Origin of the sequence: Microbacterium sp. Ru50 (assembly GCF_002920555.1) — a bacterium.
Taxonomy (GTDB): domain Bacteria; phylum Actinomycetota; class Actinomycetes; order Actinomycetales; family Microbacteriaceae; genus Microbacterium; species Microbacterium arborescens.
On sequence record NZ_PQSV01000001.1, the window covers coordinates 65,726 to 91,745 of the forward strand.

At 70.1% G+C, this 26,020-nt stretch carries 23 protein-coding genes and 1 tRNA gene; 17 read left to right on the forward strand and 7 right to left on the reverse strand.

Going from position 1 to position 26,020, the window contains the following annotated elements; all coding sequences use genetic code 11:
- The first annotated feature begins 44 nt into the window (after positions 1-44).
- Positions 45-965: a phosphodiesterase gene (locus C3481_RS00250; RefSeq protein WP_023950306.1), complete on the forward strand. Its 921-nt coding sequence runs from the start codon at positions 45-47 to the stop codon at positions 963-965.
- Here the strand turns inward: C3481_RS00250 and C3481_RS00255 are convergent.
- On the reverse strand, positions 910-2,544 hold the full coding sequence (locus C3481_RS00255; protein WP_023950308.1) for a stealth conserved region 3 domain-containing protein: 1,635 nt from the start codon (positions 2,542-2,544) through the stop codon (positions 910-912). The two genes, C3481_RS00250 and C3481_RS00255, sit on opposite strands and share 56 nt — an antisense overlap.
- An 86-nt stretch (positions 2,545-2,630) precedes the next feature.
- On the opposite strand from C3481_RS00255, the gene C3481_RS00260 reads away from it, so the two are divergent.
- The 8 genes from C3481_RS00260 to C3481_RS00295 all read left to right on the forward strand — a co-directional run bounded on the left by C3481_RS00260 (position 2,631) and on the right by C3481_RS00295 (position 9,545).
- Complete coding sequence (locus C3481_RS00260) at positions 2,631-3,701, forward strand: aldo/keto reductase (RefSeq protein WP_064956463.1); 1,071 nt, start codon at positions 2,631-2,633, stop codon at positions 3,699-3,701.
- The gene (locus tag C3481_RS00265) at positions 3,698-4,642 is read left to right on the forward strand and encodes a 4-(cytidine 5'-diphospho)-2-C-methyl-D-erythritol kinase (protein WP_103840371.1); all 945 of its coding nucleotides are present in this window, start codon (positions 3,698-3,700) and stop codon (positions 4,640-4,642) included. Before C3481_RS00260 ends, C3481_RS00265 begins: the two co-directional genes overlap by 4 nt.
- Positions 4,639-5,952, forward strand: a complete 1,314-nt coding sequence (locus C3481_RS00270) for a GNAT family N-acetyltransferase (RefSeq protein WP_064956464.1) — start codon at positions 4,639-4,641, stop codon at positions 5,950-5,952. The genes C3481_RS00265 and C3481_RS00270 overlap by 4 nt, the downstream gene beginning before the upstream one ends.
- Positions 5,953-6,061: 109 nt before the next feature.
- Complete coding sequence (locus C3481_RS00275; protein ID WP_023950318.1) at positions 6,062-6,352, forward strand: DUF427 domain-containing protein; 291 nt, start codon at positions 6,062-6,064, stop codon at positions 6,350-6,352.
- A 4-nt stretch (positions 6,353-6,356) separates the two neighbouring features.
- Complete coding sequence (locus C3481_RS00280) at positions 6,357-7,178, forward strand: ABC transporter ATP-binding protein (protein WP_023950321.1); 822 nt, start codon at positions 6,357-6,359, stop codon at positions 7,176-7,178.
- A gap of 1 nt (position 7,179) precedes the next feature.
- Positions 7,180-7,863 (forward strand): ABC transporter permease, encoded by a 684-nt coding sequence (locus C3481_RS00285; protein WP_023950323.1) that lies wholly within the window; start codon positions 7,180-7,182, stop codon positions 7,861-7,863.
- Positions 7,860-8,573, forward strand: coding sequence for an ABC transporter permease (locus tag C3481_RS00290; RefSeq protein WP_023950325.1), 714 nt, complete (start codon positions 7,860-7,862; stop codon positions 8,571-8,573). The genes C3481_RS00285 and C3481_RS00290 overlap by 4 nt, the downstream gene beginning before the upstream one ends.
- Before the next feature lie 54 nt (positions 8,574-8,627).
- Positions 8,628-9,545: an ABC transporter substrate-binding protein gene (locus tag C3481_RS00295; protein WP_023950327.1), complete on the forward strand. Its 918-nt coding sequence runs from the start codon at positions 8,628-8,630 to the stop codon at positions 9,543-9,545.
- Positions 9,546-9,602: 57 nt separating this feature from the next.
- Here C3481_RS00295 and C3481_RS00300 read toward each other — a convergent pair whose 3' ends face one another.
- Together C3481_RS00300 and C3481_RS00305 are read right to left on the reverse strand one after the other, a co-directional pair.
- Entirely contained in the window at positions 9,603-11,426 is a 1,824-nt protein-coding gene (locus C3481_RS00300) for an ABC-F family ATP-binding cassette domain-containing protein (protein WP_103840373.1), read from the reverse strand.
- A 59-nt stretch (positions 11,427-11,485) separates the two neighbouring features.
- Entirely contained in the window at positions 11,486-12,004 is a 519-nt protein-coding gene (locus C3481_RS00305; protein WP_023950331.1) for a MarR family winged helix-turn-helix transcriptional regulator, read from the reverse strand.
- A gap of 98 nt (positions 12,005-12,102) precedes the next feature.
- On the opposite strand from C3481_RS00305, the gene C3481_RS00310 reads away from it, so the two are divergent.
- From C3481_RS00310 to C3481_RS00340, 7 genes are all read left to right on the forward strand, one after another.
- Positions 12,103-12,174: transfer RNA gene (locus C3481_RS00310), tRNA-Gln, on the forward strand.
- Between the two features lies 1 nt (position 12,175).
- On the forward strand, positions 12,176-13,648 hold the full coding sequence (gene glmU, locus C3481_RS00315; protein WP_023950333.1) for a bifunctional UDP-N-acetylglucosamine diphosphorylase/glucosamine-1-phosphate N-acetyltransferase GlmU: 1,473 nt from the start codon (positions 12,176-12,178) through the stop codon (positions 13,646-13,648).
- Entirely contained in the window at positions 13,623-14,657 is a 1,035-nt protein-coding gene (locus C3481_RS00320) for a ribose-phosphate diphosphokinase (RefSeq protein ID WP_023950335.1), read from the forward strand. Before glmU ends, C3481_RS00320 begins: the two co-directional genes overlap by 26 nt.
- A gap of 127 nt (positions 14,658-14,784) precedes the next feature.
- Positions 14,785-17,490, forward strand: a complete 2,706-nt coding sequence (locus tag C3481_RS00325; protein WP_071918007.1) for an HAD-IC family P-type ATPase — start codon at positions 14,785-14,787, stop codon at positions 17,488-17,490.
- 88 nt (positions 17,491-17,578) lie between these two features.
- Positions 17,579-18,073 carry an FMN-binding protein gene (locus C3481_RS00330; RefSeq protein WP_023950339.1) on the forward strand — a complete coding sequence of 165 codons (495 nt, stop codon included), beginning with the start codon at positions 17,579-17,581 and terminating at the stop codon, positions 18,071-18,073.
- Positions 18,070-18,942 (forward strand): FAD:protein FMN transferase, encoded by an 873-nt coding sequence (locus tag C3481_RS00335; RefSeq protein ID WP_071918008.1) that lies wholly within the window; start codon positions 18,070-18,072, stop codon positions 18,940-18,942. The genes C3481_RS00330 and C3481_RS00335 overlap by 4 nt, the downstream gene beginning before the upstream one ends.
- Positions 18,939-20,486, forward strand: coding sequence for an FAD-dependent oxidoreductase (locus C3481_RS00340; protein WP_103840375.1), 1,548 nt, complete (start codon positions 18,939-18,941; stop codon positions 20,484-20,486). The genes C3481_RS00335 and C3481_RS00340 overlap by 4 nt, the downstream gene beginning before the upstream one ends.
- A 107-nt stretch (positions 20,487-20,593) precedes the next feature.
- On the opposite strand, the gene C3481_RS00345 is transcribed toward C3481_RS00340, so the two are convergent.
- The 4 genes from C3481_RS00345 to C3481_RS00360 all read right to left on the reverse strand — a co-directional run bounded on the left by C3481_RS00345 (position 20,594) and on the right by C3481_RS00360 (position 24,881).
- Positions 20,594-21,988, reverse strand: coding sequence for an HNH endonuclease signature motif containing protein (locus tag C3481_RS00345; protein ID WP_103840377.1), 1,395 nt, complete (start codon positions 21,986-21,988; stop codon positions 20,594-20,596).
- Positions 21,989-22,084: 96 nt separating this feature from the next.
- Complete coding sequence (locus C3481_RS00350; RefSeq protein WP_103840380.1) at positions 22,085-22,504, reverse strand: hypothetical protein; 420 nt, start codon at positions 22,502-22,504, stop codon at positions 22,085-22,087.
- Positions 22,501-24,069 (reverse strand): cell wall metabolism sensor histidine kinase WalK, encoded by a 1,569-nt coding sequence (locus C3481_RS00355; RefSeq protein ID WP_103841921.1) that lies wholly within the window; start codon positions 24,067-24,069, stop codon positions 22,501-22,503. Before C3481_RS00355 ends, C3481_RS00350 begins: the two co-directional genes overlap by 4 nt.
- A gap of 80 nt (positions 24,070-24,149) precedes the next feature.
- The gene (locus C3481_RS00360) at positions 24,150-24,881 is read right to left on the reverse strand and encodes a response regulator transcription factor (RefSeq protein WP_023950351.1); all 732 of its coding nucleotides are present in this window, start codon (positions 24,879-24,881) and stop codon (positions 24,150-24,152) included.
- An 88-nt stretch (positions 24,882-24,969) separates the two neighbouring features.
- Between C3481_RS00360 and C3481_RS00365 the strand changes: the two genes are divergently transcribed.
- Positions 24,970-25,983 carry a magnesium and cobalt transport protein CorA gene (locus C3481_RS00365; RefSeq protein WP_103841923.1) on the forward strand — a complete coding sequence of 338 codons (1,014 nt, stop codon included), beginning with the start codon at positions 24,970-24,972 and terminating at the stop codon, positions 25,981-25,983.
- The last annotated feature ends 37 nt before the right edge of the window (positions 25,984-26,020 follow it).

Genomic DNA, 26,020 nt, shown 5'->3' on the forward strand with positions numbered 1-26,020 from the left:
AGCCGCGAGCGCCGCGGCGAGCATCACCCGACCCGGAAGAGACGATGCGAAGCGCCGAGTACCCGGCACCCGAGAGGGTGCTGCTGCACCTGAGCGACACCCACTTGCGAGCCGCCGGCTCGCAGCTCTTCGACCGCGTCGACGCGGCCGCGCACCTGCGCCGCGCCCTCGACGCGATCGAGGCGGCGGCCCTCCGTCCCGACGGGATCGTCTTCACCGGCGACCTCGTCGACCTCGGCGAGCGCGGCGCCTATGCCGAGCTGCGCGACCTGGTCGAGCCGTTCGCCGAGCGCCTCGAGACGCGCGTGTTCTGGGTGATGGGCAATCACGACGACCGTGCCGGCTTCCGCGAGACGCTGTGGCGCGAGTCCGGCACCGCTGAGGCGGCCGACCGGGTCGACGAGATCGACGGGCTCCGGCTCATCACGCTCGACACGAGCGTTCCCGGCTCACACCACGGCGAAGTGCGCCCCGCGCAGCTCGCGTGGCTGCGCGAGGTGCTCTCGACGCCCGCGCCGCTCGGATCGATCCTCGCGATGCACCACCCGCCGGTGCCCAGCGTGCTGCCACTGGCCGCGAGCGTCGAGCTGCGCGACCAGCGCTCGCTCGCCGCCGTCCTGGCCGGATCCGACGTCCGCGCCATCATCGCCGGGCACCTGCACTACTCGACCTTCGCGACCTTCGCCGGTATCCCGGTCTCGGTGGCTTCGTCGACCTGCTACGCGCAGGACCTCACGGTCCCGGTGGGCGGTACCCGCCCGCAGGACGGCGCCCAGTCGTTCAACTTCGTGCACGTCTACGACGACACGGTCGTGCACTCGGTGGTGCCGATCGACGCGCCGACGACGCTGGAGTACACCGACGCCGGCGAGGCCCAGCGGCGACTGGCCGAGGCCGGGATCGCTCCCGTCAGCGCTTCACGCCGGAGCGCGCCGCCGACGCGTCCCGTACCCGTCCTTCGCTGACGGCCGGGATCTCCCACGGCGCCCGGATCGGGAACATCCGCTCCAGCACGTCGCGCAGCGACGCCACGCGGATCTCTTCGGGTACCTCGGTCTCGCCGCCGTCGTTCAGGCAGAACATGTCGATGTCGCGGCGCTTCGCGAGACGCTCCATCCCGGCGAGCGAACGCGCGAGGGTGGTCTGCACGTACCGTGTGCGCGGCACCGACGTCGGCAGTGCACGCCCGGTGAACATCGCGTAATAGTGGTACAGCGAGTTCGTCACCGAGATGTCGGTCGCGGCGCGGAAGCGGGATGCCGCGGTGCGGCGGAAGTCCTCGGGGAAGGTCTCCTCGAGCTCCTGCATCACACTGCGGCGCAGCGGAGCGGCGCAGTGCTCCAGGTCGCGGACGATGACGCGGCCGAACCGCTCCTGCAGGAGGGCGCGGTTGACGCGCAGGCCGTTGTCGTGACCCGACCGCTCGAGCCGCGGGTCGCCCGAGCCGATGCGGACGTCGCATTCGACGAACGACGAGACGCCGCCGGGCGAGAAGAACAGCTCGGGGTGCACCGGGCGACCGAAGAACATGTCGTCGTTCGAGTACAGGAAGTGCTCCGCGAGCCCCTCGATGCGGTGCAGCTGCGCTTCGACGGCGTGGGAGTTGTGCGTCGGGAGCGTAGACGGATCGGCGAAGAACTCCTCGCTGCGAACGATCGTCACCTTCGGGTGGTCGGCGAGCCATGCGGGGGCGGGGGAGTCGGTCGCGATGAAGATGCGGCGGACCCAGGGCGCGTACATGTGGACGCTGCGCAGCGCGTAGCGCAGCTCGTCGACGTGGCGGTACCGGGCCGGGCCGTCGTCGCCCTCGCCGACGACGTACTCCGACAACTGCGCCGCGCGCTGCCGCTGGAACTCGCTCGCCGAGCCGTCGACCCACGAGAACACCATGTCGACGTCGTGGGTGATCTCGCGGGGGTGGGGGTCGAGCATGCCCGCGACGGTCTGCCACTCGCGGCCGTACCGGGTCGCCGTGACGATGTCCACGTCCTGAGCGGGCGTGATGCGCCGCATGAGCGCGTTGGCCTGCGGGGCCTCCACGGAGGTCTCGCCGAAACGCCAGAACTCCACCCGCACGCCGTACTCGTGGTCGTAGCGCCGGCCTCCCGTCGCGGTCACGCGCGGACGGTACGCGCGGAGGGCGTGCGGCGCGGAGTCGGGGATGACGGCGTCGGCAGCGAACACCGGAGCCGTTCCCTTCGCCTTCAGATACAGCGGCTCGCGCCGACCGAGAGTGCGCAGTGCCGTCGCCGTCCGCTCCGCGTCCGCGAGGTCGATCGCGAGCGCGGGGGTGTGGAGATCGTGACGGATCATCAGCACGCGGATGCCGGCGGCGTCGAACGCCTCCGCGAGCAGCAGCAGATCCGCGGTGCGGGCGGCTTCGGGCGTCGTCGTGTCGTGGACCAGGCGCAGAACGCCCTCGTCGAAGACGACGTCGTCGCGTTGCGCGGGCAGATCGATCCAGGGGTTCTCGCGGCGGGGCAGAGCGGAAAGGGCCAGGGTTTCCTCCTCGGGAAAAGATGTCTTCTTAGGCAGAGTAGACATTCTCCGTTACATCGGTGTTTCCGTGCACCTCGGATATCCCTGCGGGGGCGGGGCTCGGCCCGACGAGCTGTCGATAGGCTCGGATCGTGACCGCCTCGCCCCGCTTCCCCGCTTCGCGCGGCGGAGACCTGCACCGCCCCTACACCGCAGCACCCGATCGCTACGAGAGCAGCGGGTACCGCCAGGTCGGCTCGTCCGGACTGTTCCTGCCCCCGATCTCGCTCGGGCTGTGGTGGAACTTCGGCGACAACATCCCCTTCGACCGCCAGCGCGAGGTGCTGCGTCACGCCTTCGACCGCGGCATCACGCATTTCGACCTCGCGAACAACTACGGGCCGCCCTACGGCTCGGCGGAGACGAACTTCGGCCGCATGATGCGCGAGGATCTCGCCCCCTACCGCGACGAGCTCATCATCTCGTCGAAAGCGGGATACGACATGTGGGACGGCCCATACGGCAACCACGGGTCGCGGAAGTACCTCATCGCGAGCGCCGAGCAGTCGCTGAAGCGGATGAGCGTCGACTACGTCGACATCTTCTACTCCCACCGCGAGGACGACACGACCCCGATCGAGGAGACGGTCGGCGCGCTCGACGCGCTCGTGCGTCAGGGCAAGGCGCTCTACGTCGGGATCTCGTCGTACTCGGCGGAGAAGTCCGCGCGCGCCGCCGCGGTGGCACGCGACCTCGGCACGCCGCTGGTGATCCACCAGCCCTCCTACTCGATTCTCAACCGCTGGATCGAGGACGGCCTCACCGACCAGTTGCGGACCGACGGGATGGGTGCCATCGGCTTCATGCCGCTGCAGCAGGGACTCCTGACGGGGCGATACCTCGATGACGGCACGTCGGAGCGGTCCATGCAGCGCTTCTCGCTGCCGGACGACGGGCGGCTGTCGGCATCGGCGCTGGCAGGGCTGCGCGAGCTGGGCGACCTCGCCCGCGAGCGCGGGCAGACCCTCGCGCAGCTCGCCATCCGGTGGACGCTGCGCGACCCCGTGGTCGCGTCGGCTCTCATCGGCGCATCGCGCACGGCTCAGCTCGACGAGAACCTCGCCGCCCTCGATGGTCCCGACCTGACCGACGACGAGCTGCGGCGCATCGACGACATCGCGGCTCGCATCGGCTCGATCTGGGACGGGCCGGACGGGTCATGAGCCTCAGTGCCGTCCCCGACCGCGTGCGTGTGCGGGCACCCGGCAAGATCAACCTGTTCCTCGACGTCGGATCGGTGCAGGACGACGGGTACCACGACGTCGCCTCCGTCTATCAGGCCGTCTCGCTCTACGAGGACCTGGTGGCCACCCCGGCGGACGACTTCACCGTGAGCGTCCGCGACGAGACCGGCGCGCCCGTGCCCGGCGTTCCGCTCGACGATCGGAACCTCGCCCTGCGTGCTGCCCGCATGGTGGCGCGCGAGGTCGGCTATCTCGGCGGCGTGCACCTCGACATCCGCAAGGCCGTCCCGGTGGCCGGAGGGATGGGCGGGGGCTCGGCGGACGCCGCGGCCGCACTGGTGGCGTGCGACGCCCTGTGGGGGGCGGGGCTGACCTCGCCCGCTCTCCAGGAGATGGCGTCGCGCCTGGGTGCGGACGTCCCCTTCTCGCTCATGGGCGGCAGCGCCGTCGGCACGGGACGCGGGGATCGACTGAGCCCGGCGCTGGGGCGAGCGCGCTTCGACTGGGTCCTCGTCATCGCCGACGGCGGCGGGCTCTCGACCCCCGAGGTCTACGCCGAGCTCGATCGGCTGCGCGCCGATCGCCGTCCCGACATCGCGCCGCGTCCCGAACCGCCGGAGGTCGACCCTGTCGTGCTGCAGGCCCTGCGGTCCGGCTCTCCCGACCTGCTCGCGACAGCCCTGCGCAACGACCTGCAGGAAGCGGCATGCGAGCTGCGTCCCGACCTGCGTGAGCTGCTCGAGCGCGCCGGCGAGTTCGGCGCCCTCGCGGGTCTCGTGTCCGGTTCCGGGCCCACCCTCGCGTTCCTGGCGGCCGATGCCACCGCCGCGCAGAGCATCGAGCACGACCTGTCCGCGATGGGCCACCGGGCCCGTCATGTCTCCGGCCCGGTGACGGGCGCGAAAGTGATGACACGATGACCGAAACCCCGAACCCCCTCCTGCATCGCGACGTCGACGAGGCGTCCCGTCGTTCCCTCGCCGAGCGCGGCCTGACCTATCGGACCGTGCCCCCGCACGAGCCGGCCTTCGAGGGGTGGATCCAGGCGGTCTCGCGCGGCTTCCAGGACGGCGAGCGCTCGGCCGAGCAGATCGCGGGCGCGCGCGGTCGCAACAGCGCGCGACGCCTGACGGGCGTGTTCGACGAGAGCGGTCCGATGCCCGAGGTCGCCGTCGGCACGATCGCGTCGTGGCCGTCCGAACTCACGGTGCCGGGCGGGACGATCCCCGCGGGCGCCATCAGCGCCGTCACGGTCGCGCAGACGCACCGCCGCCGCGGCATCGCTCGCGCCCTCCTGGAGGGCGAGGTCCGCACCGTCGCAGCGGCCGGGCTGCCGATCGCGATGCTCACGGTGACCGAGTCCACGCTCTACGGCCGCTACGGTTTCGCGTCGGCGGCATCGGCCGCGATCCTCGACATCGACACCCGTCGGGTGCGCTGGGCGGGTCCCACGCCCGACGGTCGTCTCGACTTCATCGACCGGACCTCCGCGCGCGACGTCGTCGCAACGCTCCACGAGCGCACGCGTCGCCGCACCCCGGGCGACATCGCGCTGCCGCCGGGACACGGCGATCGCTTCACCGGCACCGACCCCGATGCCAAGGACGGCGGCGACATCCGGTGCGTGCAGTACCGCGACGCGGCGGGCGAGGTGCGCGGCATCCTCACCTACACGCTCGCGCCGCACGAGCGCGACATCGTCAAGGGCACCGCGAAGGTCACGATTCTCATCGCCGAGACCGACGACGCCTACGCCGCGCTCTGGCGGTTCCTGCTCGAGCTCGATCTGGTGGCCCACGTCCGCGCGGAGCTGTGCTCGGTCGATGAGCCGGTGCTGTGGATGATCGGGGACCGGCGGGCGGCGTCGGTCTCGGTCTTCGACCACCAGTACCTGCGCATCGTGGATGTGCCTGCCGCCCTCCGTGCGCGCACCTATGGTGCCGCGGGTCGCCTGCTGCTGCGAGTGAGCGATCCGCTCGGGATCGCTACGGGGGAGTACCTCCTGACGATCGATGACGGCGGCGCGGGCACGGTGTCGACGGCGGCGGATGCCGATACGACCGGCGCCGATGTGCTCGACCTGTCGGTCGTCGAGCTCGCCGCCGTCTATCTCGGTGGTGTGTCGCCCGAGACTCTCGGGCGGGCCGGCCGACTGACGGGCACCGACCTCGCGGCATCCACGCGGATGTTCGCGTCGACGACGGTGCCGCGCGTCGGTCTCTGGTACTGACCGCCGGGTCGGGATGCGCTGCTTTAGTCCATTTCGCGACATGACGCAACACGGCCCGGGTGTCGGCTCCGAACGCTAGCGTGAGAGACCACAACGGGAGGGCGGCGCCATGCGTGCACGACTGGGCGACACGATCATCGCCGAAGCCGACGAGAGCGATCTCGTCCGGATCGAGGGCAACTGGTACTTCCCGCCGCGGAGCGTCGCGCCGGGAGTCCTGACCGAGAGCGACACGCCCTATACGTGCGCCTGGAAGGGTGACGCCCAGTACTTCGATGTCGCCGGCTCGCCCGACAAGGCATGGTCGTACCCGACGCCCTATCCGACCGCGATCGAGCGCGTGGGCACCGACTTCTCGGGATACGTCGCGTTCGACCGCTCGGTCGTCATCGAGAGCTGAGCGCGTGATCGAGTTCCGCGACGTCGTCAAGGAGTTCCCCGACGGCACCCGGGCGGTGCAGGACTTCTCGCTCGTCATCCCCTCGCACAAGACGACCGTCTTCGTCGGATCGTCCGGGTGCGGCAAGACGACGCTCCTGCGCATGATCAACCGGATGGTCGAGCCGACCTCCGGTGCCATCGAGATCGACGGCGAGAGCGTCGCGACCGGATCACCGGTGCAGCTGCGCCGCCGTATCGGCTACGTCATGCAGAACTCGGGTCTGCTGCCGCACTTCACCGTCGCGGACAACATCGCCACGGTGCCCGTCCTCACCGGCACGAGCCGGCGCGATGCGCGTCGCCGGGCGCTCGAGCTCATGGAGACGGTCGGCCTCGACACGCGCATGGCCGACCGCTATCCGAGCCAGCTGTCGGGCGGTCAGCAGCAGCGCGTGGGGGTGGCCCGGGGCCTCGCCAACGACCCCAACATCCTCCTCATGGACGAGCCGTTCGGGGCGGTCGACCCCATCGTGCGAGACGAGCTGCAGCAGGAGCTGCTGCGTCTGCAGCGCGAGCTCGGCAAGACCGTCGTCTTCGTCACCCACGACATCGACGAGGCTTTCCTCCTCGGCGACCAGGTCGTGATCCTCGCGGCCGGTGCCCACAAGCTCCAGGTCGGCTCGCCCAGCGAGATCATCCGCGACCCGGCAGACGAGTTCGTCGCGAGCTTCATCGGCGTCGACCGGGGCAAGCGCGCCCTGCACGTCGAGCGGACGGCCAACGGTGCGGTGCTCGTCGACTCCGAGGGGCGCACGCAGGGCGCCCTGGTCGAAGGAGACGCCTGAGGTGTCGTGGATCTGGTCGAACCTCGACCTCATCTTCTCGCTCGCCCTCGATCACATCCGGCAGAGCGTCATCGCGATCGTGCTGGGACTCGTGCTCTCCGTGCCGCTGGGCTGGGTCGCGTGGCGCTACCGCCTGCTGCGCGGGTGGGTGATCACCCTCACGGGACTGCTCTACACGATCCCCTCTCTCGCCCTGCTGGTGCTGCTTCCCAGTGCACTCGGATACGGCATCCGCACCGAGACCAACCTCATCGTCGGCCTGACGATCTACGCGATCGCGATCCAGACCCGTTCGGTGGCCGACGGGTTCGACTCGGTCGACCCGGGCGTCCGGCAGGCGGCGACGGCCATGGGATACGGCGGGTTCCGCCGGTTCTGGGCGGTCGACCTGCCGCTGTCGGGCCCGGTGCTGCTCGCGGGCCTGCGGGTCATGGCCGTCTCGACCGTGTCGCTCGCGACCGTCGGCATCCTCGTCGGCGTCACGAACCTCGGGTATCTCTTCACCAACGGCATCCAGCGCCGTCTGCTCGAGGAGGTGTTCGCGGGCATCCTCGCCGTCGCGATCATCGCTCTCGTCATCGACGCGCTGCTCGTCGTCATCGGACGCGTCGTCATGCCGTGGGCGCACGCCGGATCGGTCCGACGCGACCGCCGCGCGCGCCGCCGACGGGAGGCGACCGCATGAACGTCTTCGTCGACGCGATCGCCTGGGTGCTCGACCCCGCTCAGTACACCGGCAGCAACTCGGTGCCGTTCCTGATCGGCCAGCAGCTGTTCTACACCTTCGTCTCAGTCGTGATCGCCGCGCTCATCGCGGTGCCGATCGGCTGGGCCATCGGTCATACGGGCAAGGGACGCGAGTTCGCCGTCGCCGTGTCGGGGGCTGCGCGGGCCATCCCGTCGTTCGGACTGCTGATCCTGCTGATCCTGCTGCTCGGCGTCACCCAGAAGACCGAGGCGGCGTTCATCACCTTCGTCGTGCTCGCGATCCCGCCGCTCCTCGCGGGCGCGTACAGCGGGCTTCAGGCGATCGATCGACGCACGATCGACGCGGCTCGCGCGGTCGGCATGACCGAGTGGCAGATCCTCTGGCGTGTCGAGGTGCCCCTCGGCCTGCCGCTGCTGATCGGCGGGCTGCGCTCGGCCGTGCTGCAGGTCGTGGCGACCGTCACGATCGCCGGGTACACCGACCTCGGCGGGCTCGGCTTCCGCATCATCCAGGGCATCGACCTCCGCGCGATCGACCAGGTGCTCGGCGCCGCCCTGATCCTCGCGCTGCTCGCCCTCCTGCTCGACGCCGTCTTCGCCCTCCTCCAACGCCTCAGCGTGCCGCGTGGCGTCCGTGCCGCCGACGCCCCGCAGCGCCGCCGCCGGCCCGTCGCCGCGACCGCCTGACCGACCATCCCGACCCACAGCACCGAACCTTCGCATCACCGAAAAGAGGAACCCATGTCCCGCTTCACCACCCGCCGCCTGTTGACGGCCGGTGTCGGCGTGCTCGCCGCCACCACCCTGTTCGCCGGATGCGCGAGCTCCGACCCGCTCGCGGAGGGCGGCGGCGAGTCGGCGGCCCCGGCCGACGGCACCATCGTCATCGGCTCCCAGGACTACTACTCCAACGAGATCATCGCCGAGATCTACGCGCAGGCCCTCGAGGGTGCCGGCAAGACCGTCGACCGTCAGTTCACGACCGGTCAGCGCGAGGCGTACCTGCCCGAGCTCGAGAGCGGGTCGCTGACGCTGTTCCCCGAGTACACCGGCAACCTGCTGCAGTACTTCGACGAGGACACCACCGCCCGCACCTCCGAGGACGTGTACGCCGCTCTCGCCGACGCGCTCCCCGAGAACCTCACGGTGCTCGACCAGGCGACCGCGAGCGACCAGGACTCGTACACCGTGACGGCGGCGTTCGCCGAGCAGTGGAACCTGACCACGATCGCCGACCTCGCGAACGTCACCGAGCCGCTGACCCTCGGCGGTCCTGCCGAGCTCGAGCAGCGTCCCTACGGTCCGACGGGCCTTGCCGACACCTACGGCATCGAGGTCGGCTTCCAGGCGACCGGCGAGACCACGGTCGACGACCTCGTCGCCGGCACGGTCAACGTCGCGAACGTCTTCACGGCCGACCCGCGCATCCAGACCGACGACCTCGTCGTGCTCGAAGACCCCGAGGGGCTCTTCCTCGCGTCCAACGTCGTCCCGGTCGTCAACAAGGATCTCGCGGGCGAGGTCGAGGACACCATCAACGCCGTCAGCGCGAAGCTCACCCCCGAGGCCCTGGTCGCCTTGAACGTCCAGAGCACGGTCGACAAGCTCGAGCCGGCCGCGATCGCGAAGAAGTTCCTCGAGGACAACGGACTCGTCTGATCCGCAACGAAGCCCCCGGTGCGCATCGCGCCGGGGGCTTCGTCGTGCCGTGCGCAGTCAGCCGTCGATGGCCTCGCCGAGCTCGAGCCACCGCTCCTCGAGCGTGGCCGTCTCGGTGACGAGCTCGTCGCGTCGTCGCTGCAGCCCCATGATCCGCTCGAAGTCGTGGTGTGCATCGGCGAGCTGCGCATCGACGGCCGCGATCTCGCCCTGGATCTTCTCCAGTCGGCGATCGATGGCGGAGATCTCCTTCTCGGCGGCGCGGCGCTCGGCTCCGCTCAGCGTCGGAGCCGCCGGGCTCGTCGATCCTGTGCCCGAACCCGAGGAGGGGGCCGAGGTCGCAGCGTTCGCGCCGGTGCGCTGAGGCTGCTCGCGTCGCAGACGCAGGTACTCGTCGACGCCGCCGGGAAGGTGTCGCAGCCGTCCGCCGAGGATGGCGTACTGCTGGTCGGTCACGCGCTCGAGGAAGTACCGGTCGTGGGAGACGACGATGAGCGTGCCCGCCCACGAGTCGAGGAGGTCTTCGATCGCCGCGAGCATGTCGGTGTCGAGGTCGTTGGTCGGCTCGTCGAGGATCAGCACATTGGGCTGGTCGAGCAGGATGAGCAGCAGCTGCAGACGCCGCTTCTGTCCGCCCGAGAGGTCTTTGACGGGCGTCGACAGCTGCGCCGAGCTGAAGCCCATCCGCTCCAGCAGCTGCCCCGGCGTCAGCTCCTGCGCCTTCGACCCCGATCCGATCGTGTAGCTGGTGCGGAGGTTCGAGATGACGACGCGGACGGGCTCGTCGAGATGCTCGTCGAGCTCGCTCATGCGCTGCGAGAGGGTCGCCACCTTGACGGTCTTGCCGTGCTTGACGCGTCCCGCGGTCGGCTCGACGGTGCCGGAGATGAGCCCCAGGAGGGTCGATTTGCCGGCGCCGTTCACGCCGAGGATGCCGGTGCGCTCGCCCGGCGCGATGCGCCACTCGACCTTCTCGAGCACGACCCGGTCGCCGTAGCTGACACCGGCGTCGAGGACGTCGACGACATCCTTGCCCAGTCGCGACACCGCGAGCGACTGCAGCGCGACCCGATCGCGGATCTCGGGGACGTCGGCGATCAGCTCGTTCGCGGCGTCGATGCGGAACTTCGGCTTCGACGTGCGGGCGGGGGCGCCGCGGCGCAGCCAGGCCAGTTCCTTTCGGGCGAGGTTCTGCCGCCGGGCCTCGATGGCGGCTGCCTGCCGGTCGCGCTCGACCCGCTGCAGGATGTACGCCGCGTAGCCGCCCTCGAACGGTTCGACGATCCGGTCGTGGACCTCCCACGTCGCGGTGCAGATCTCGTCGAGGAACCAGCGGTCGTGCGTCACGACCAGGAGCGCACCGGAACCCGCCGACCACCGGCGCTTGAGGTGCTCTGCGAGCCACGAGATGCCCTCGACGTCGAGGTGGTTCGTCGGCTCGTCCAGGCAGATGACGTCGTGATCGCCCGCGAGGAGCGCGGCGAGGGAGACCCGGCGACGCTGACCGCCCGAGAGACCACGGATTGGGCCCTCCCAGTCGAGATCGCCGAGAAGCCCCGCGATGACGTCGCGCACCCGGGCGTCGCCCGCCCACTCGTGATCGGCCAGGTCACCGACGACGGCGTCGCGCACCCGGAGGTCGTCGTCGAGGTCGTCGGCCTGCGCCAGGACCCCCACGCGGATGCCGCCGCGGACGGTCACCCGGCCGGAGTCGGGCTTGACGAGCCCCGCGAGCATGCGCAGAAGGCTCGACTTGCCGTCGCCGTTGCGGCCCACGATGCCGATGCGGTCGCCCTCGTCGACACCGAGGGAGACCCCGTCGAACACCACTTTGGTCGGATACTCGAGGCGAAGGCCCTCGGCTCCCAGAAGATGCGCCATATTGCTTCCAGGCTAGGCCACCCCTGCCGGGCGCACGCTGTCAGCGAGGCTCGGACACCTCAGGCGGACGGTGGCGGGGGAGTGCCGTCGAAGCCCAGCGACAGTTTGCGCAGGAGCGAGGCGAGGCGGTCGCGGTCGCTCTTCGACAGACCGGCCAGGAGCACCGCCTCCGCGTCGACGAGGCGCGTGATCGCGGCATCCACGCGGATGCGTCCGTCATCGGTCAGGGTGACCAGGACGCTGCGCCCGTCACCCGGGTCGGACTCGCGCCGCACGAGCCGGCGGGCGACGAGCCGGTCGATGCGATTGGTCATCGTGCCACTCGAGACCAGGGTCTGCTGGAGGAGCTGCTTAGGGCTCAACTGGTAGGGCTCGCCGGCGCGGCGGAGGGCCGACAGGACGTCCCATTCCCAGGGCTCGAGATCACTGCGGCGGAAGGCTTCGCGACGCGCGCGGTCGAGATGGCGTGACAGTCGATCGACGCGCGAGAGCACTTCGAGCGGCGAGAAGTCCAGGTCGGGACGCTGCAGCGACCACGCACCGACGATGCGGTCCACCTCGTCGGTCTCGTGTGCCATGGCCCCATTATCGCGAACCGGGCGCGCGACACAGGCGCCGCGGAGACGGGGCGCCGTGCGCTCTGGCAGACTTGTCGGGCTGCACCTCGGTGCGGCGGTCCGCCGTGGTGTAATGGCAGCACGACAGCCTTTGGAGCTGTGAGGTCTAGGTTCGAGTCCTGGCGGCGGAGCATGAGCGACACCCAACTCGATCCCCGTCTCGCCGTCGTGATCCTCGCCGCGGGCCAGGGGACGCGGATGAAGTCGTCCCTCCCGAAGGTGCTGCATCGCATCGGGGGCCGTCCGCTCGTCGGTCATGTGCTCGACACGGCCCGCGACCTCGCCCCCGCCCATGTGCTCGTCGTCGTCCGCCACGAGCGCGACCGCGTCGCGGAGGCCGTGCTCGGCGTCTCTCCCGAGGTCGTCGTCGTCGACCAGGACGAGATCCCCGGCACGGGACGGGCTGTCGAGGTCGCGCTCGACCAGCTCCCGGAGTTCGCGGGCGACGTGCTGGTGCTCAGCGCCGACGTGCCTCTCCTCGACGACGGCACGCTCCGCGACCTGCTGCGCACGCACCGCTCGACCGGCGCCGCGGCCACGATGCTGAGCGCACGGTTGTCCGACCCCACCGGCTACGGCCGCGTCATCCGCGATACCGCCGGCGGCGTCGACCGGATCGTCGAGCACAAGGACGCGACGGACGCCGAGCGAGCCGTCGACGAGGTCAACGCCGGGGTCTACGCGTTCCAGGCGGGGCCGCTGCGCGAACGTCTCGGCCGGATCAGCACGGCCAACGTCCAGGCCGAGAAGTACCTCACCGATGTCGTGGGGATGCTGCGCGCCGACGCCCTCGCCGTCGCCGCACAGCCGGTGGTCGACCCGACCCTCATCGTCGGCGTCAACGACCGCGTGCAGCTGGCCGAGGCCGGACGCCTCCTGAACGCGCGCACGGTGCGCCGCTGGCAGCTCGAAGGGGTCACCGTGCAGGACCCCGCCACGACGTGGATCGACGTCACGGCTACGCTCGCCCCCGATGTCACCGTCCTGCCGAACACGCACATCCTGCGGGCCACCGCGATCGCGGAGGGTGCCACGGTCGGCCCCGACACGACACTGACCGACTGCGAGGTCGGCGCGGGCGCCTCGGTCACCCGGAGCGACGCGACGCTCGCCGTCATCGGGGCGGGGGCGACCGTGGGGCCCTTCTCGTACATCCGGCCGGGCACGCAGCTGGGAGAGCGCGGCAAGATCGGCACGTTCGTCGAGACGAAGAATGCCGTCATCGGCGAGGGCAGCAAGGTTCCGCACCTGTCGTACGTCGGCGACGCCGAGATCGGTCGCGGCGTGAACCTGGGCGCGGGCGCGATCACCGCGAACTACGACGACCTGGCCAAGCACCGCACCGTCATCGGCGACGAGGTCCACGCCGGCTCGCACAACGTCTTCGTCGCGCCCGTTAAGATCGGTGAGGGCGCCAAGACCGGCGCCGGAGCGGTCATCCGCAAGGACGTGCCGGCCGGTGCTCTCGCGCTCAGCGTCGCCCCCCAGCGCAATGTCGCAGGGTGGGTCGAGAAGAACAGACCCGGTACTGCAGCCGCCGCAGCAGCGGCACGCGTGCGGTCTTCACAGGAAGCGGACGATGGCTCGCAAGAAGAACACGGTTGACCTCGACGTCTCGCGGGGTATCGCCCCGGGACTGGTCGCCAAGACCAAGAAGCGTCTCGTCGTGGCATCCGGTGGCTCGCACCCCGCGCTGTCGGCCGATGTAGCCACCCAGCTCGGCACGGAGCTCGTTCCCACCGAGCACCGCACGTTCGCGTCGGGCGAGATCCTCACCCGCTTCGAGGTGTCGATCCGCGGCTGCGACTTCTTCCTCGTCCAGTCGTTCGGTCCGCCGGTCAACGAATGGCTGATGGAGACGCTCATCATGCTGGATGCGGCGAAGCGCGCATCCGCGAAGCGCATCACCGTCGTCGCGCCCTACTACCCGTATTCGCGTCAGGACAAGAAGGGCCGCGGACGCGAGCCCATCAGCGCCCGCCTCGTCGCGGACCTGTTCAAGACCGCCGGCGCCGACCGCGTGATGAGCGTCGATCTGCACGCCGCGCAGATCCAGGGCTTCTTCGACGGCCCCGTCGACCACCTGTTCGCCAAGCCGGTCCTGCTCGAGCACTTCGAGCGCACGCTCAGCCCGGAAGACCGCGACAAGCTCACCGTCGTGTCACCCGACACCGGTCGCGTTCGCGTCGCGGACACGTGGTCCGACAGCCTCGGCGCCCCGCTGGCCATCATCCACAAGCGTCGCGACCCGAACGTCGCCAACCAGGTCACCGTCAACGAGATCGTCGGCGACGTGCGCGGACGTGTCTGCCTGCTGGTCGACGACATGATCGACACCGGCGGCACCATCGTCAAGGCCGCGCAGGCCCTGAAGAACAACGGCGCCGAGCGGGTCATCGTCGCGGCCACGCACGCGGTCTTCAGCCATCCGGCGGTCGAGCGACTCCAGGACGCCGCGATCGACGAGGTCGTCGTCACCGACACGATCCCGCTCGGTGAAGACAAGCGGTTCCCCGGCCTCACCATCCTCCCGATCGCCCCGCTTCTGGCGCGCGCGATCAAGGAGGTCTTCGAGGACGGATCGGTCACCAGCATGTTCGACGGCGCCGCCTGACTCGACCTGACCCCGGCAGGGTGACCCCGGCGCTGCATCGAGCGTCGGGCTCGGGACGGGGCCGCACCAGGATCTTCTCCGGCGGCCTCCGGTGTACCGCAAAGCCGCACGCCGTAGGATCGGCCCCATGGCTGCCCCTGTCTCCGAGGCGGATCTCGAGTCGCCTCGCTCGTACGCCCGCCCCGTCGACGAGGTCGCCGCGGCGCTCAGAACCAGCGCCGACGGCCTGAGCTCGGATGAAGCAGGGCGGCGCCTCGACGCGGTGGGGCCGAACGTCCTTCCCGAGGCCAAGCGCACGCCCGCGTGGCTGCGGTTCCTCTCGCACTTCAACGACACGCTGATCTACATCCTGCTGGCCGCCGCCGCGATCAAGGCGGTCATGGCGGACTGGCTCGACGTGTGGGTCATCCTCGCCGTCGCCATCATCAACGCGGTGATCGGGTATGCCCAGGAGGGGCGCGCCGAGAAGGCTCTCGCGGGCATCCGCGGCATGCTGTCGTCGGATGCGAGCGTGCGCCGAGACGGCTCGTGGCGGAGTGTGCCCGCCGCCGAGCTCGTGCCCGGCGACGTCGTGCGCCTGTCACCGGGCGACAAGGTTCCGGCCGACCTCCGGCTCGTCCAGGCGAGCCAGCTGCGCATCGACGAGGCGGCGCTGACCGGCGAGTCGGTACCGGCGTCGAAGCACACCGATCCGGTCGACGCGGATGCCGGCGTCGGCGACCGGGCGTCGATGGCGTTCTCCGGCACGATCGTGTCGGCGGGACAGGCCCGCGGAATCGTCACGGGCACGGGCGCTCGTACCGAGATCGGCAAGATCCAGGAGCTCGTCGGGGGCGCCGGAGCCCTGACGACGCCTCTCACGAAGCAGCTCGACGCGTTCGGGCGGGTCCTGACCCTCGTCATCCTCGGGATGGCGGCCGCCATGATGCTCATCGGTCGATTCGTGCACGGGATGCCGTTCGGCGAGCTCGTCTCGGCCACGATCGGTTTCGCGGTGGCGGCGATCCCGGAAGGGCTGCCGGCGCTCGTGACGATCACTCTGGCGATCGGTGTCCAGCAGATGGCCCGGCGTCGCGCCATCACGCGGAAGCTTCCCGCTGTCGAGACGCTGGGCTCGGTGACGACCGTCTGTTCCGACAAGACGGGCACGCTGACGAAGAACGAGATGACGGTGCGGCGGATCGTCACCCCGGTCGCCCGCTACGACGTCTCGGGGCTGGGCTACGAACCGGCGGGCGAGATCGAGCGGACCGACGGGGACGGGCGTTCCGGCGGTGATCTGTCGGCCGTCCTCGCCGTAGCGGACCTCTGCAACGACGCGAACATCGTCTCGGATGACGACGGTTGGAAGCTCGTCGGTGAGCCGACCGAGGGTGCGCTGCGCGTCGTCGCGATGAAGGGCGGACACGACGGTGAGGCAGAGGGCGTCCGGCGCGTGGACGTGCTTCCGTTCGACTCGGAGAACAAGTTCATGGCGACCCTGAACGAGGGCGCCGACGGGTCGCGCGCTCTCCTCGTCAAGGGCGCGCCCGACCGGCTGCTCGACCGCTCGACGCGCCAGCGCGGGGCCGCGGGGCCGGAGGAACTCGACCGCGAGTTCTGGGATGCGGTCATCGCCGAGCTGAGCGCCGAGGGCCTGCGCGTGCTCGCCGCCGCGCGCAAGCCGTCGCGCCTCGACGAGGTCGGGATCGACGACGTCGATGAGCTGGAGTTCCTCGGCCTCTGGGGCATCCTCGACCCCCCGCGCCCCGAGGCCGTCGAGGCGATCGCCGACTGCCACCGGGCCGGCATCCGCGTGAAGATGATCACGGGCGACCATGCGGGAACGGCCGTCGCGATCAGCCGTGAGATGGGGCTGGTGTCGGATGACGAACCCCGCGTGCTCACTGGCGGCGAGCTCGAGTCGCTCAGCCAGGAGAAGCTGAAGGATGTCGTCCGCGACGTCGACGTCTACGCGCGGACGAGTCCCGAGCACAAGATCCGTATCGTCCGAGCGCTCCAGTCGCACGGCGAGGTGGTCGCGATGACGGGTGATGGCGTCAACGACGCCCCCGCGCTCACCCGCGCGAACGTGGGAGTCGCGATGGGGATCAAGGGCACCGAGGCGACGAAAGAAGCCGCCGAGATCGTGCTCGCTGACGACAACTTCGCCACCATCCGTTCCGCGATCCGCGAGGGGCGCCGGATCTACGACAACCTGCGCAAGTCGATCGTGTTCCTGCTGCCCACCAACGGGGCCCAGTCGCTCGTGATCCTCGTCGCCGTCGTCTTCGGGTTGGCGCTGCCGTTGTCTCCCGTGCAGGTGCTGTGGGTGAACATGGTCACGGCGGTGACGCTCTCGCTCGCCCTCGCGTACGAGCCGGCCGAGCCGGGGATCATGTCGCGACCGCCCCGGTCGAGCGGCGGGTCGATCATCTCGCTGCGCGAACTTCTGTTCGTCCTCATCGTGTCGGTGATGATCGGGGGAGCGACGCTCGCGGCGTTCGCGATCGTTCGAGCAACGGGCGCCGAGCTGGATGTCGCCCGGACGGTCTCGGTCTCCGTACTCGCGCTCGGCCAGCTGGCGTTCCTGTTGAACTGCCGGTTCTTGCGCCGTTCGAGCCTGACCCGGGATGTCCTGCGCGGCAACCGGGTGATCTGGTGGTCGGCTGCAGCCCTCGTCGGCTTGCAGCTCATCTACACGTACGTGCCGTTCATGAATGCGCTGTTCGACTCGCGGCCGCTCTCGGCGCAGGCCTGGCTGCTTCCGCTGGGGTTCGCCGTGGCGATCTTCTTCGCGGTCGAAGGGCTGAAAGCGCTGTGGCGCGCGCCGGAACTCGATGCAAACGCATAGGAACGACAGAGGGGAGCCATGGCGACGGGCCGCTAGCGTGAGATCAGCCCACCTCCCCCCGGAGGGGCACGACACAGGAGGACCCATCATGATCCGCGCCACTGCCGTACCCCGTTCGCTCCGCGTGACCGCCGCCGCGGCGTCCGTCGCCGGCCTCGCGCTCCTCGCCGGCTGCGCGGGCCAAGCCGAAGGCGAGCAGCCCGCATCAGGCACGGCGCCCTCCGCCGACGCGACGACCGAGACCGGTTCGGGCAGCTCGAGCGGTTCGTCGGGGGCGACCGGCGGCACTTACACCGACGGCACGTACACGGCCGAGGGGACCTATCAGACCCCCGAGGGCCCCGAGACGATCACCGTGACGCTCACGGTCGAATCCGATGCCGTGACCGCGGTCGAGGTCACCGGTGAGCCGACCCGCCGCGAGAGCAAGCAGTACCAGTCGCAGTTCATCGGCGGCATCTCGGATGCCGTCGTCGGCAAGAGCCTCGACGACGTGAAGGTCGACCGCGTGGCGGGCTCGTCGCTCACGAGCGGTGGTTTCAACGCGGCGGTCGAGGAGATCCGCACCGACGCGGCAGCATGATCGTCGCGACTGGCGGCTTCGGGCGGTGGGAGTTCGGCGCCATCGGAACCGCGTGGTGCGTCGACAGCGAGGTGCCGCTGCGTGACGGCGATCGGTCAGCGGTGATGTCGCTCGTGGAGTCGTTCGACCGGGACTGGTCGAGATTCCGCGCGGACTCGACCGTGAGCCGGCTGGCGTCGGGCGGATCGGTCGCGGCGCCTCCCGACGCCGCGGACATGCTGGCGATGTACGGCGACCTGTCCGACGTCACGGACGGCGCGGTGAACCCGCTCGTCGGTGACGCACTCGCCCGGCGCGGTTACGACGGCTCGTACTCCCTCCGCGACCGTGGAGCGATGGCCGCGCCGGACCGGTGGCGCGATGTCGTCGAGCTGGCGGACGATCGACTCACGCTTCACAGCCCGGCGACGATCGATGTGGGCGCGGTGGGCAAGGGTCGCCTCGTCGATCTCGTGATGTCGGAGTTGCGGCGGCGCACGGCCGGCTGGCTCGTCGTCGATGCGAGCGGCGACCTCGCGATCGACGGGGTGCAGCAGCGTGTCGCGCTCGAGCACCCGTATGACGGGTCCCGGGCCGTCGGAGTCTGGACGCTTGACGCCGGGGCGCTGTGCGCCTCCGCGACCAACCGTCGAGCGTGGGGCGATGGTCTGCATCACGTTCTCGACGCGCGCACGGGCGAACCGGTTCGGGAGTACGCGGCGACGTGGGCGGTCGCTTCGGACGCCATGACGGCGGATGCCGTCGCCACAGCCCTCTTCTTCGACGGCGGGCCTCGCTTCGCGGAGCGCAGTGAGGCCTCGTGGGTGCGGATGCGCACCGACGGTTCCGTCGAATGGTCACCCCACTGCGAAGCGGAGTTGTTCGTATGACATCCCTGACGGCCCTTCGAAACCGAGCCGTCGGCGCGCTCGGACGCGTGTCGATGTACCGATTCGTCCTCATGGCCCTCTCCCTGCTCGCGGTCATCGCCTTCGTGCTGACCGTCGCCGGTCAGATCGCGGGCGATCCGCTGGCTCTCCCGGTGTCGCTCGTCGTCCTGGCCGCCGCGATCATCGTGGTGGATGCTGTAGCGCAGCGGCTGCTCGGCCGAACGTGGCGCATCGAATCGGCGGTCATCACCGCGCTCATCCTGCTGTTCGTGCTGCGTCCGACGCTCGATCCGGCGGGGATCGCGGGGCTCGCGGTCGCCGGGGTGGTCGCCTCCGCATCGAAGTACCTGCTGGCCTGGCGTGGGCGACACATCTTCAATCCCGCCGCGGCCGGAGCAACGGTGCTCACTGTGCTCAGCATCCCGTTCCCCGACCTGGGCGCGTCGGCGTGGTGGGTGGGGTCGCCCGTTCTCGCGGTGCCCGTCATCCTTCTCGGCGGTCTTGTGCTCGTGCGCACGGAGAAGGTGCGGGTGGTCGCGGTCTTCCTGGTCGTCGCGGTCGCTGTCGCGCTCGTGCGGACGTTCGTGCAGTACGCCCAGGTCTCGCTCCCCGTCGATGCGACCGTCATCGGGCAGGTGCTGTGGTCGTCGCCGTTCCTCTTCCTCGGTGCGTTCATGCTGTCTGAGCCGTTGACCCTTCCGCCGCGTCGGAGGCAGCAGTACGCGGTCGCTGCGCTGGTGGGCGCGCTGGCGGGCTGGCCGATCCTCATCGGTGACGTCAGTCTCGGACAGGAGCGCGCGCTGCTCATCGGCAACCTGCTCGCGTTCTTCTTCGCCTACCGCGCCGCGGTGCGCCTGACGTTCGTCGAACGCACAGCGCTGACCCCCTCCGTGCGGGAGCTGACGTTCCGCGCTCATCGCGGCTTCCGATTCCGTCCCGGACAGTACCTCGAACTCGAGGTGCCGCACCGTCGCCCCGATGCGCGGGGGACGCGGCGCGAATTCTCGATCGTTTCGGCGCCCGCGGAGCTGCCGGAGGTGCGGATCGCCATCCGCGAGGGGTCGCAGTCGAGCTACAAGAAGGCGCTCGCGCTGGTCGAGCCCGGTCGCGATCTTCCCGTCACCGGCGTGTGGGGCGATTTCGTGCTCCCCGCACGGACCGATGCCAAGGTGTTGCTCGTCGCGGCCGGTATCGGGGTGACGCCCTTCGTCTCGCAGTTGCGCGAGATGCGTCTGGCGGGGGAGCGGCGGGATGTGGTCATGGTCTATGTGGCGTCGGATGCCGAGGAACTGGCCTTCCGCGATGACATCATCGCCGCGGGCATCCCGGTGATGGTGGTGACGCGGGATGAGCCGCGGAATCTTCCCGACCACTGGACGTGGACCGGCGGGGCGCGGCTGACCGCGGCATCCCTCGCCACGCTCGTGCCGGACCTCACCGAGCGGCACGCCTTCATCTCCGGCCCGCCTCGGCTCATCGCCGACCTCGCTCCCGCCCTCTCGAGGGCGCGGTCGCTCACCACCGACGCGTTCGCCGGGTATTAGTCTGGCGGCCGGCCCGGATCGGAGGTGCGGCTGGGCGCTCGTCGATTCCGTCAGCACGGTTCGGTTTCCGTCGCTCTTCGCGGCCCGCATCCAGATCGCTCGATTCCTCAGAACGGTGTCGGTCCATCGGGCGGAGGTGGCCCGCCGGCTCCGTCCACCGGTGGCGGGTTCGCGGTTTCGCTGGTGAAGCAGACTGCCGGTATGGGTACGTCTTCGCGGTAGACCCGTCCGAGGGGTGAGGTCCATTCGAGGACCCCGCCGCCGACCTGCCGGACTTCCCACGTGGTGAATTGCTTCATGGAGTGGTGTCGTTGGCAGAGGTGGGCGAGGTTGAAGATGTGGGTGTGCCCACCCAGGGCGTGATCGACGGTGTGGTCGAGTTCGCAGCGGATCGCGGCCCGGCGGCATCCCGGGAACCGGCAGTGCTGATCCCGGGCCACCAGCAATTTCTTCATCGACGCGGTGGGCCGGTACGTGTCGATCTCGACCGGCGTCCGGGTGACCGGATCGATAAACAGCCGGTCCCACTCGCCGACCTGCCCGGCGAGCTGTCGTGCCGTGTCGGAGTCGATCAGCCCGGCGCCCACAGCTTCGGCGGGGTTCTCGTCACGCCCCGTCAGGGTCTCCGCCGCGACGGCGACCTGCACGCGTGCCCGGATCGCGCCGAGTCCACCGGCGCGGTCGGTGCCGTAGAACGGATCCACCACGGGCGCGCCGCCGAGGACGAGGTCGCCGAGGATGTCGGCCCGCAGCTGGTCCATCGTCCGTGTATCAGCCGCCTCGTCTGCGCTCGCGGCATCCGGCCCAGCAGCCGCCCCAGCGCCCGCCCCAGCGCCCGCCCCCGCGACCCGGGCGTCCTTCACGGACTGTCCCATCTGCGTGAGCCGGTCGAGCATCCCTACCGCGATCACGGTCGGGACTGTCGCGGTGACATCCGACATCCCGTCCGCGCCGTGTGAGACCCGCACGCACCGTCCTGCCGCGGCGTCGCGGTGCCGGTCGGTGAACGTGCGCTCGTGCAGCCTCTCAGCCAGGGCCCGCAGGGCCGGTTTCACCCGGGTCGCGATGTCACGCTCGCACACCGCGATCGCGGCGATCTCGAACTCGCCCCGCACCTCGTCGGGCAGCCCGGTTCCCGCTTGAACGACCACGTCGACGTGGTCGCGGGTGATCCGCCGCCCCTCCCACGCCGCGAACACGGCCGGGTACTCGTCGACGATCGTCAGCGCATGATCGATGTCGGCCTGCAGGCGCCGGTCGGTCCGCCGGGCCAGGCCCGCCGCTTCGGCCGCGACCGACCGCAGCTCCATGTCCGACGCCAGCCCCCGCACACCATCACGGTGCGCCTCACGAAGCGCCGACCGGCCCAGCTCGGCCAGAGCCCGCACCGACGCGACCTCCGCGTAATGCACCACCGCGAGCGCCTCGCCGTACGCCGCGATCGCGGGACCGTGCGGCGAGACCACGCCGCCGTCCGGACCACCACCGCCGTTCGCTGCCATGTTCCCATTGTGGCAGCAGGGTCAGACATTGCATTAGAACACAGATTCTATGGGCAGGACCGACCAAGCATCGCCCCTGGGGAGGAACAGACGACCTCAGCCGTTTGCCCGACCGCGTCGGGCGATCTCAGAACGCTGGTGTTCGACGGCGCGTGCGATGTCGTCCACCGCGCGCCACAGCGCCGTCGATACATCCGTCGGTGACGGGTTGGCATCCCCACGGAGACGGCGCTTGAGGAGACCCTTCGCTTCAGCGCGTTCGATGTCGGCGGGAAGCTCGAAGGCGAGAACGTCGAAGTCGCGCTCCGCATATCCATCGACGGTCGCTCGTACTCTGCCCAGCTGCGCATCGTCGCTCTCGAGGTGCAGGTGAGTGCGAAGCACGGGGTCGTACGGTGTCGCACCGACGTAGGCGATGTCGCCCGTCGCCCCGTCGACCCAGACATAGATCCATGAGCCGGACGGCTGCACGCGCCCGCGGCGTACCGCGACGACCCGCGGCTGGCGGAGCGTCATGCTGTGTCCTCGGCTCCGCCCGCGTGCTCAGGCGTGATCGGGCCCGGCCCGGCACTCGCCCCCGACCCGGCGCCCGGCCCGGCACCCGACCCCGTCCCGGCATCCGACTCCGCGTCGGTCCCCGCGATCGTACCCGCCGATCCGGGATCGGCCGGTCGCGCCGTCAGCCGCAGCTCGAACGTGGTCGATCCGGGTTCGCTCTGCACCGTGAGCGAGCCGCCGTGCGCCGCGACGATGGCGCGGGCAATCGAGAGGCCGAGGCCCGTGCCACCCGTCTGCCGCGCTCGCGAGCTGTCGCCTCGCGAGAAGCGCTCGAAGATCTCGTCGACGACGGCGGGGTCGATCCCCGGGCCGTCATCGTGCACCGACAGGATCGCCGTTCCGTCGGCGACGCGCACCGCGGTGGTGACGGTCGTCCCGGCGGGAGTATGGACGCGGGCATTGGCCAAGAGGTTCGCGACGACCTGCGTGATGCGGGTCGCGTCCGCCGCGACGACGACCGGTTCGTCACCGACGTCCAGCCGCCACTCGTGGTCCTGTCCCGCTGCGCGCGCGTCGGCCACGGCGTCGATGGCGAGTGCGGTCAGGTCGACGGTTCCGTAGACCAGCTCCTGCCCTTCGTCGAGACGTGCGAGGAGCAGCAGGTCTTCGACGAGGCTCGTCATGCGCAGCGACTGCGCCTGAATGCGCTCGAGAGCGGCGGTCGTGGTCTCCTCGACTCCGGGCACGCCCTGGCGCATCGCTCGGAGCGAGAGCTCCGAGTACCCGCGGATCGAGGCGAGCGGGGTGCGCAGCTCGTGGCTCGCGTCCGCGACGAACGACCGCATGCGCTCCTCGTTGCGCTGTCGTGCGACGAGGGACTCATCGACGTGGTCGAGCAGCGTGTTGAGGGCAGCGCCGACGCGGCCGATCTCGTCGTGGTCGTCGGTCTCCTCCGCGGGAACCCGCTCGGTGATCGAGACGGCGCCCTGCGACAGGGGGAGCGATGCCACCCGCGTCGCGGTGTCGGCGACGACGCGCAGCGGCCGCAGCGAACGCTGGATGACGACCGCGATCGCTGCGCTGAGCAGCAGCAGGCCGCCGATCGTGACGATCGCGATCGTCGTGACGACGGTCGCGACGCTCTTGTCGACCTGGGCGAGCGGCAGGGCACCCAGCCCCGTGATGTCGCCCGCTTCGAATGAAACGACGCGGAACGCGCCGAGATCACCGATCTCGATCGTGGCGGGAAGGGCGCTGAGGTCTGTCGAGGCCAGATCGTTCACCTCGGCGGCGGTGAGGCTGCGCACTCCCTCCTCGCCGTCGAAGGTCGCGCCGGTGACCGGACCGCGCGGATCCTGCACGAGAAGCGTGTAGCCGTAGGGGAGTCCCGGTGTGCCCGCGATCGTCTCTTCCGCCGACCGCGCTCGCACGACGTAGCCGCTGCTGTCGAACAGCTTGAGGCTCCGGGTCAGCGACTCGGTGTTCGTGTCGACGGTGGAGACCAGAACGGTCCCGATGGTGGTGGCGAGTCCGACCGCGCTCGCGATCAGCGTCAACGCGACGACGCTGACCACCGTCAGCATGAGCCGCGTCTGCAACGTCCAGCGCTTGCGGGGCTGCCTATCGGTGCGCCCGCGCGCGCCGGCGCCATGCGGGGAGGGCGTCACTGGGGAGCTTTGATCATGTAGCCCACACCCCGGACGGTGTGGATGAGCGGCTCGCGACCGGCGTCGATCTTCTTGCGCAGGTAGGAGATGTACAGCTCGACGACCGAGGAGCGGCCGCCGAAGTCGTAGTTCCAGACGCGATCGAGGATCTGCGCTTTCGACACCACGCGCCGCTGGTTGCGCATGAGGTAGCGCAGGAGCTCGAACTCGGTGGCGGTGAGCTCGATGCTCGTCCCGGCGCGCTCGATCTCGTGCGAGTCCTCGTTGAGCGTCAGGTCGCCGACGCGCAGCACGGGGTCGGCGCCGCCGGCGGTCGCGGTTCCGGCGCGCCGCATGAGGCCCCGCAGCCGCGCGACGACCTCCTCGAGGCTGAAGGGCTTCGTGACGTAGTCGTCGCCGCCCGCCGTAAGCCCCGCGACGCGGTCGCCCACGGAATCCTTCGCGGTGAGGAACAGCACGGGAACATCGTCACCCGACTGGCGGAGGCGCTGCAGCACCGACATCCCGTCGAGGTCGGGCATCATGATGTCGAGCACCATCGCGTCGGGTTCGAACTCCCGCGCCATCGCGAGGGCCTCGAAACCGGATGCCGCCGAGCGGACCTCCCACCCTTCCATCTTGAGCGCCATCGAGAGCAGATCGGTGAGCATCTGCTCGTCGTCGACGACGAGGACGCGCAGCGGAGAGCCGTCGGGACGCTGCAGGGTGGCGGGTGCTGGGGTGGTCATGATGCCATTGTGAGGCGTTCTCTATGGAGAAGCTATGGGCGACGCTATGTCTGAGCTGTGAGCATCCGAGGTGGCATACGGTGACCTCATGAGGAACGTTGAGACCGCGGTCTACGTCGACGGTGCGGTGGCGGGTGACGGTCTCCCGCCGGGAGAAGCGGCCGCGCTCGCACGAGAGCGGGGCGGGTTCGCGTGGATCGCGCTGATCGACGTCGACGCCGCGCAGATCGAGAGCCGCGCGGACGAACTCGGCCTGCCCCCGATCGCCGTCAAGGAAGCCCTCCGGCCGCACCAGCGGTCGATTTTCGAGCGCACCGGGGATCACGTGTTCGTGGTGCTGCAGCCCGCGCACTACGACGACGAGTCCGAGACGGTCCGGTGCGATGAGATCGACGTCTTCCTCGCACCTCACCTCATCGTGACCGTCACGCGGTCGGATCGCATCGACCTCAGCGAACTCCGCGGCCGTCTCGACGGCCACCGCGACCTGCTCCGCCGCGGCCCGGCATCCGTCATGTGGGTGCTCGCGGAACTCGTCACGACCGGGTACCGCGCGGTGCTCGACGGCGTCGAGAACGACATCGACGAGATCGAGGACCAGCTGTTCGGCGACGACCCCGGAGTGTCGCGGCGCATCTTCGACCTGCAGCGGGAGGTGATCGACCTCGCTCACGCCACGACGCCCCTGCCGGACGTCCTGACGCGGCTCGGGACGACCCTCACGGACGCCGCCGCGGGCGCTGAACCGGCCGGGTGGGACGATGTCCGGGGCCGTGCGCAGTACGTGGCCGAGCGCGTGCAGTCGATGCGCCACACGCTCGACGATGCGTTGACGATCCACGCGACGCTCGTCAATCAGCGGCTGGACGAGAAGATGGCCGACCTCACCGTCGTGCAGGTGCGCCAGAATGAACAGGTCAAGAAGATCTCGTCGTGGGCGGCGATCGGGTTCGCCCCGACGTTCGTCGCCAGCGTCTACGGCATGAACTTCAGATTCATGCCCGAGCTCGCACAGCCGTGGGGCTACCCGATGGCGCTCGGGCTGATGGTGCTCCTCAGTGCCGGCCTCTACGGGATCTTCAAGCGCAACGACTGGCTCTGACGTCCCCTCGTCGCGAACAGCGAAGGCCCCGCTGAGC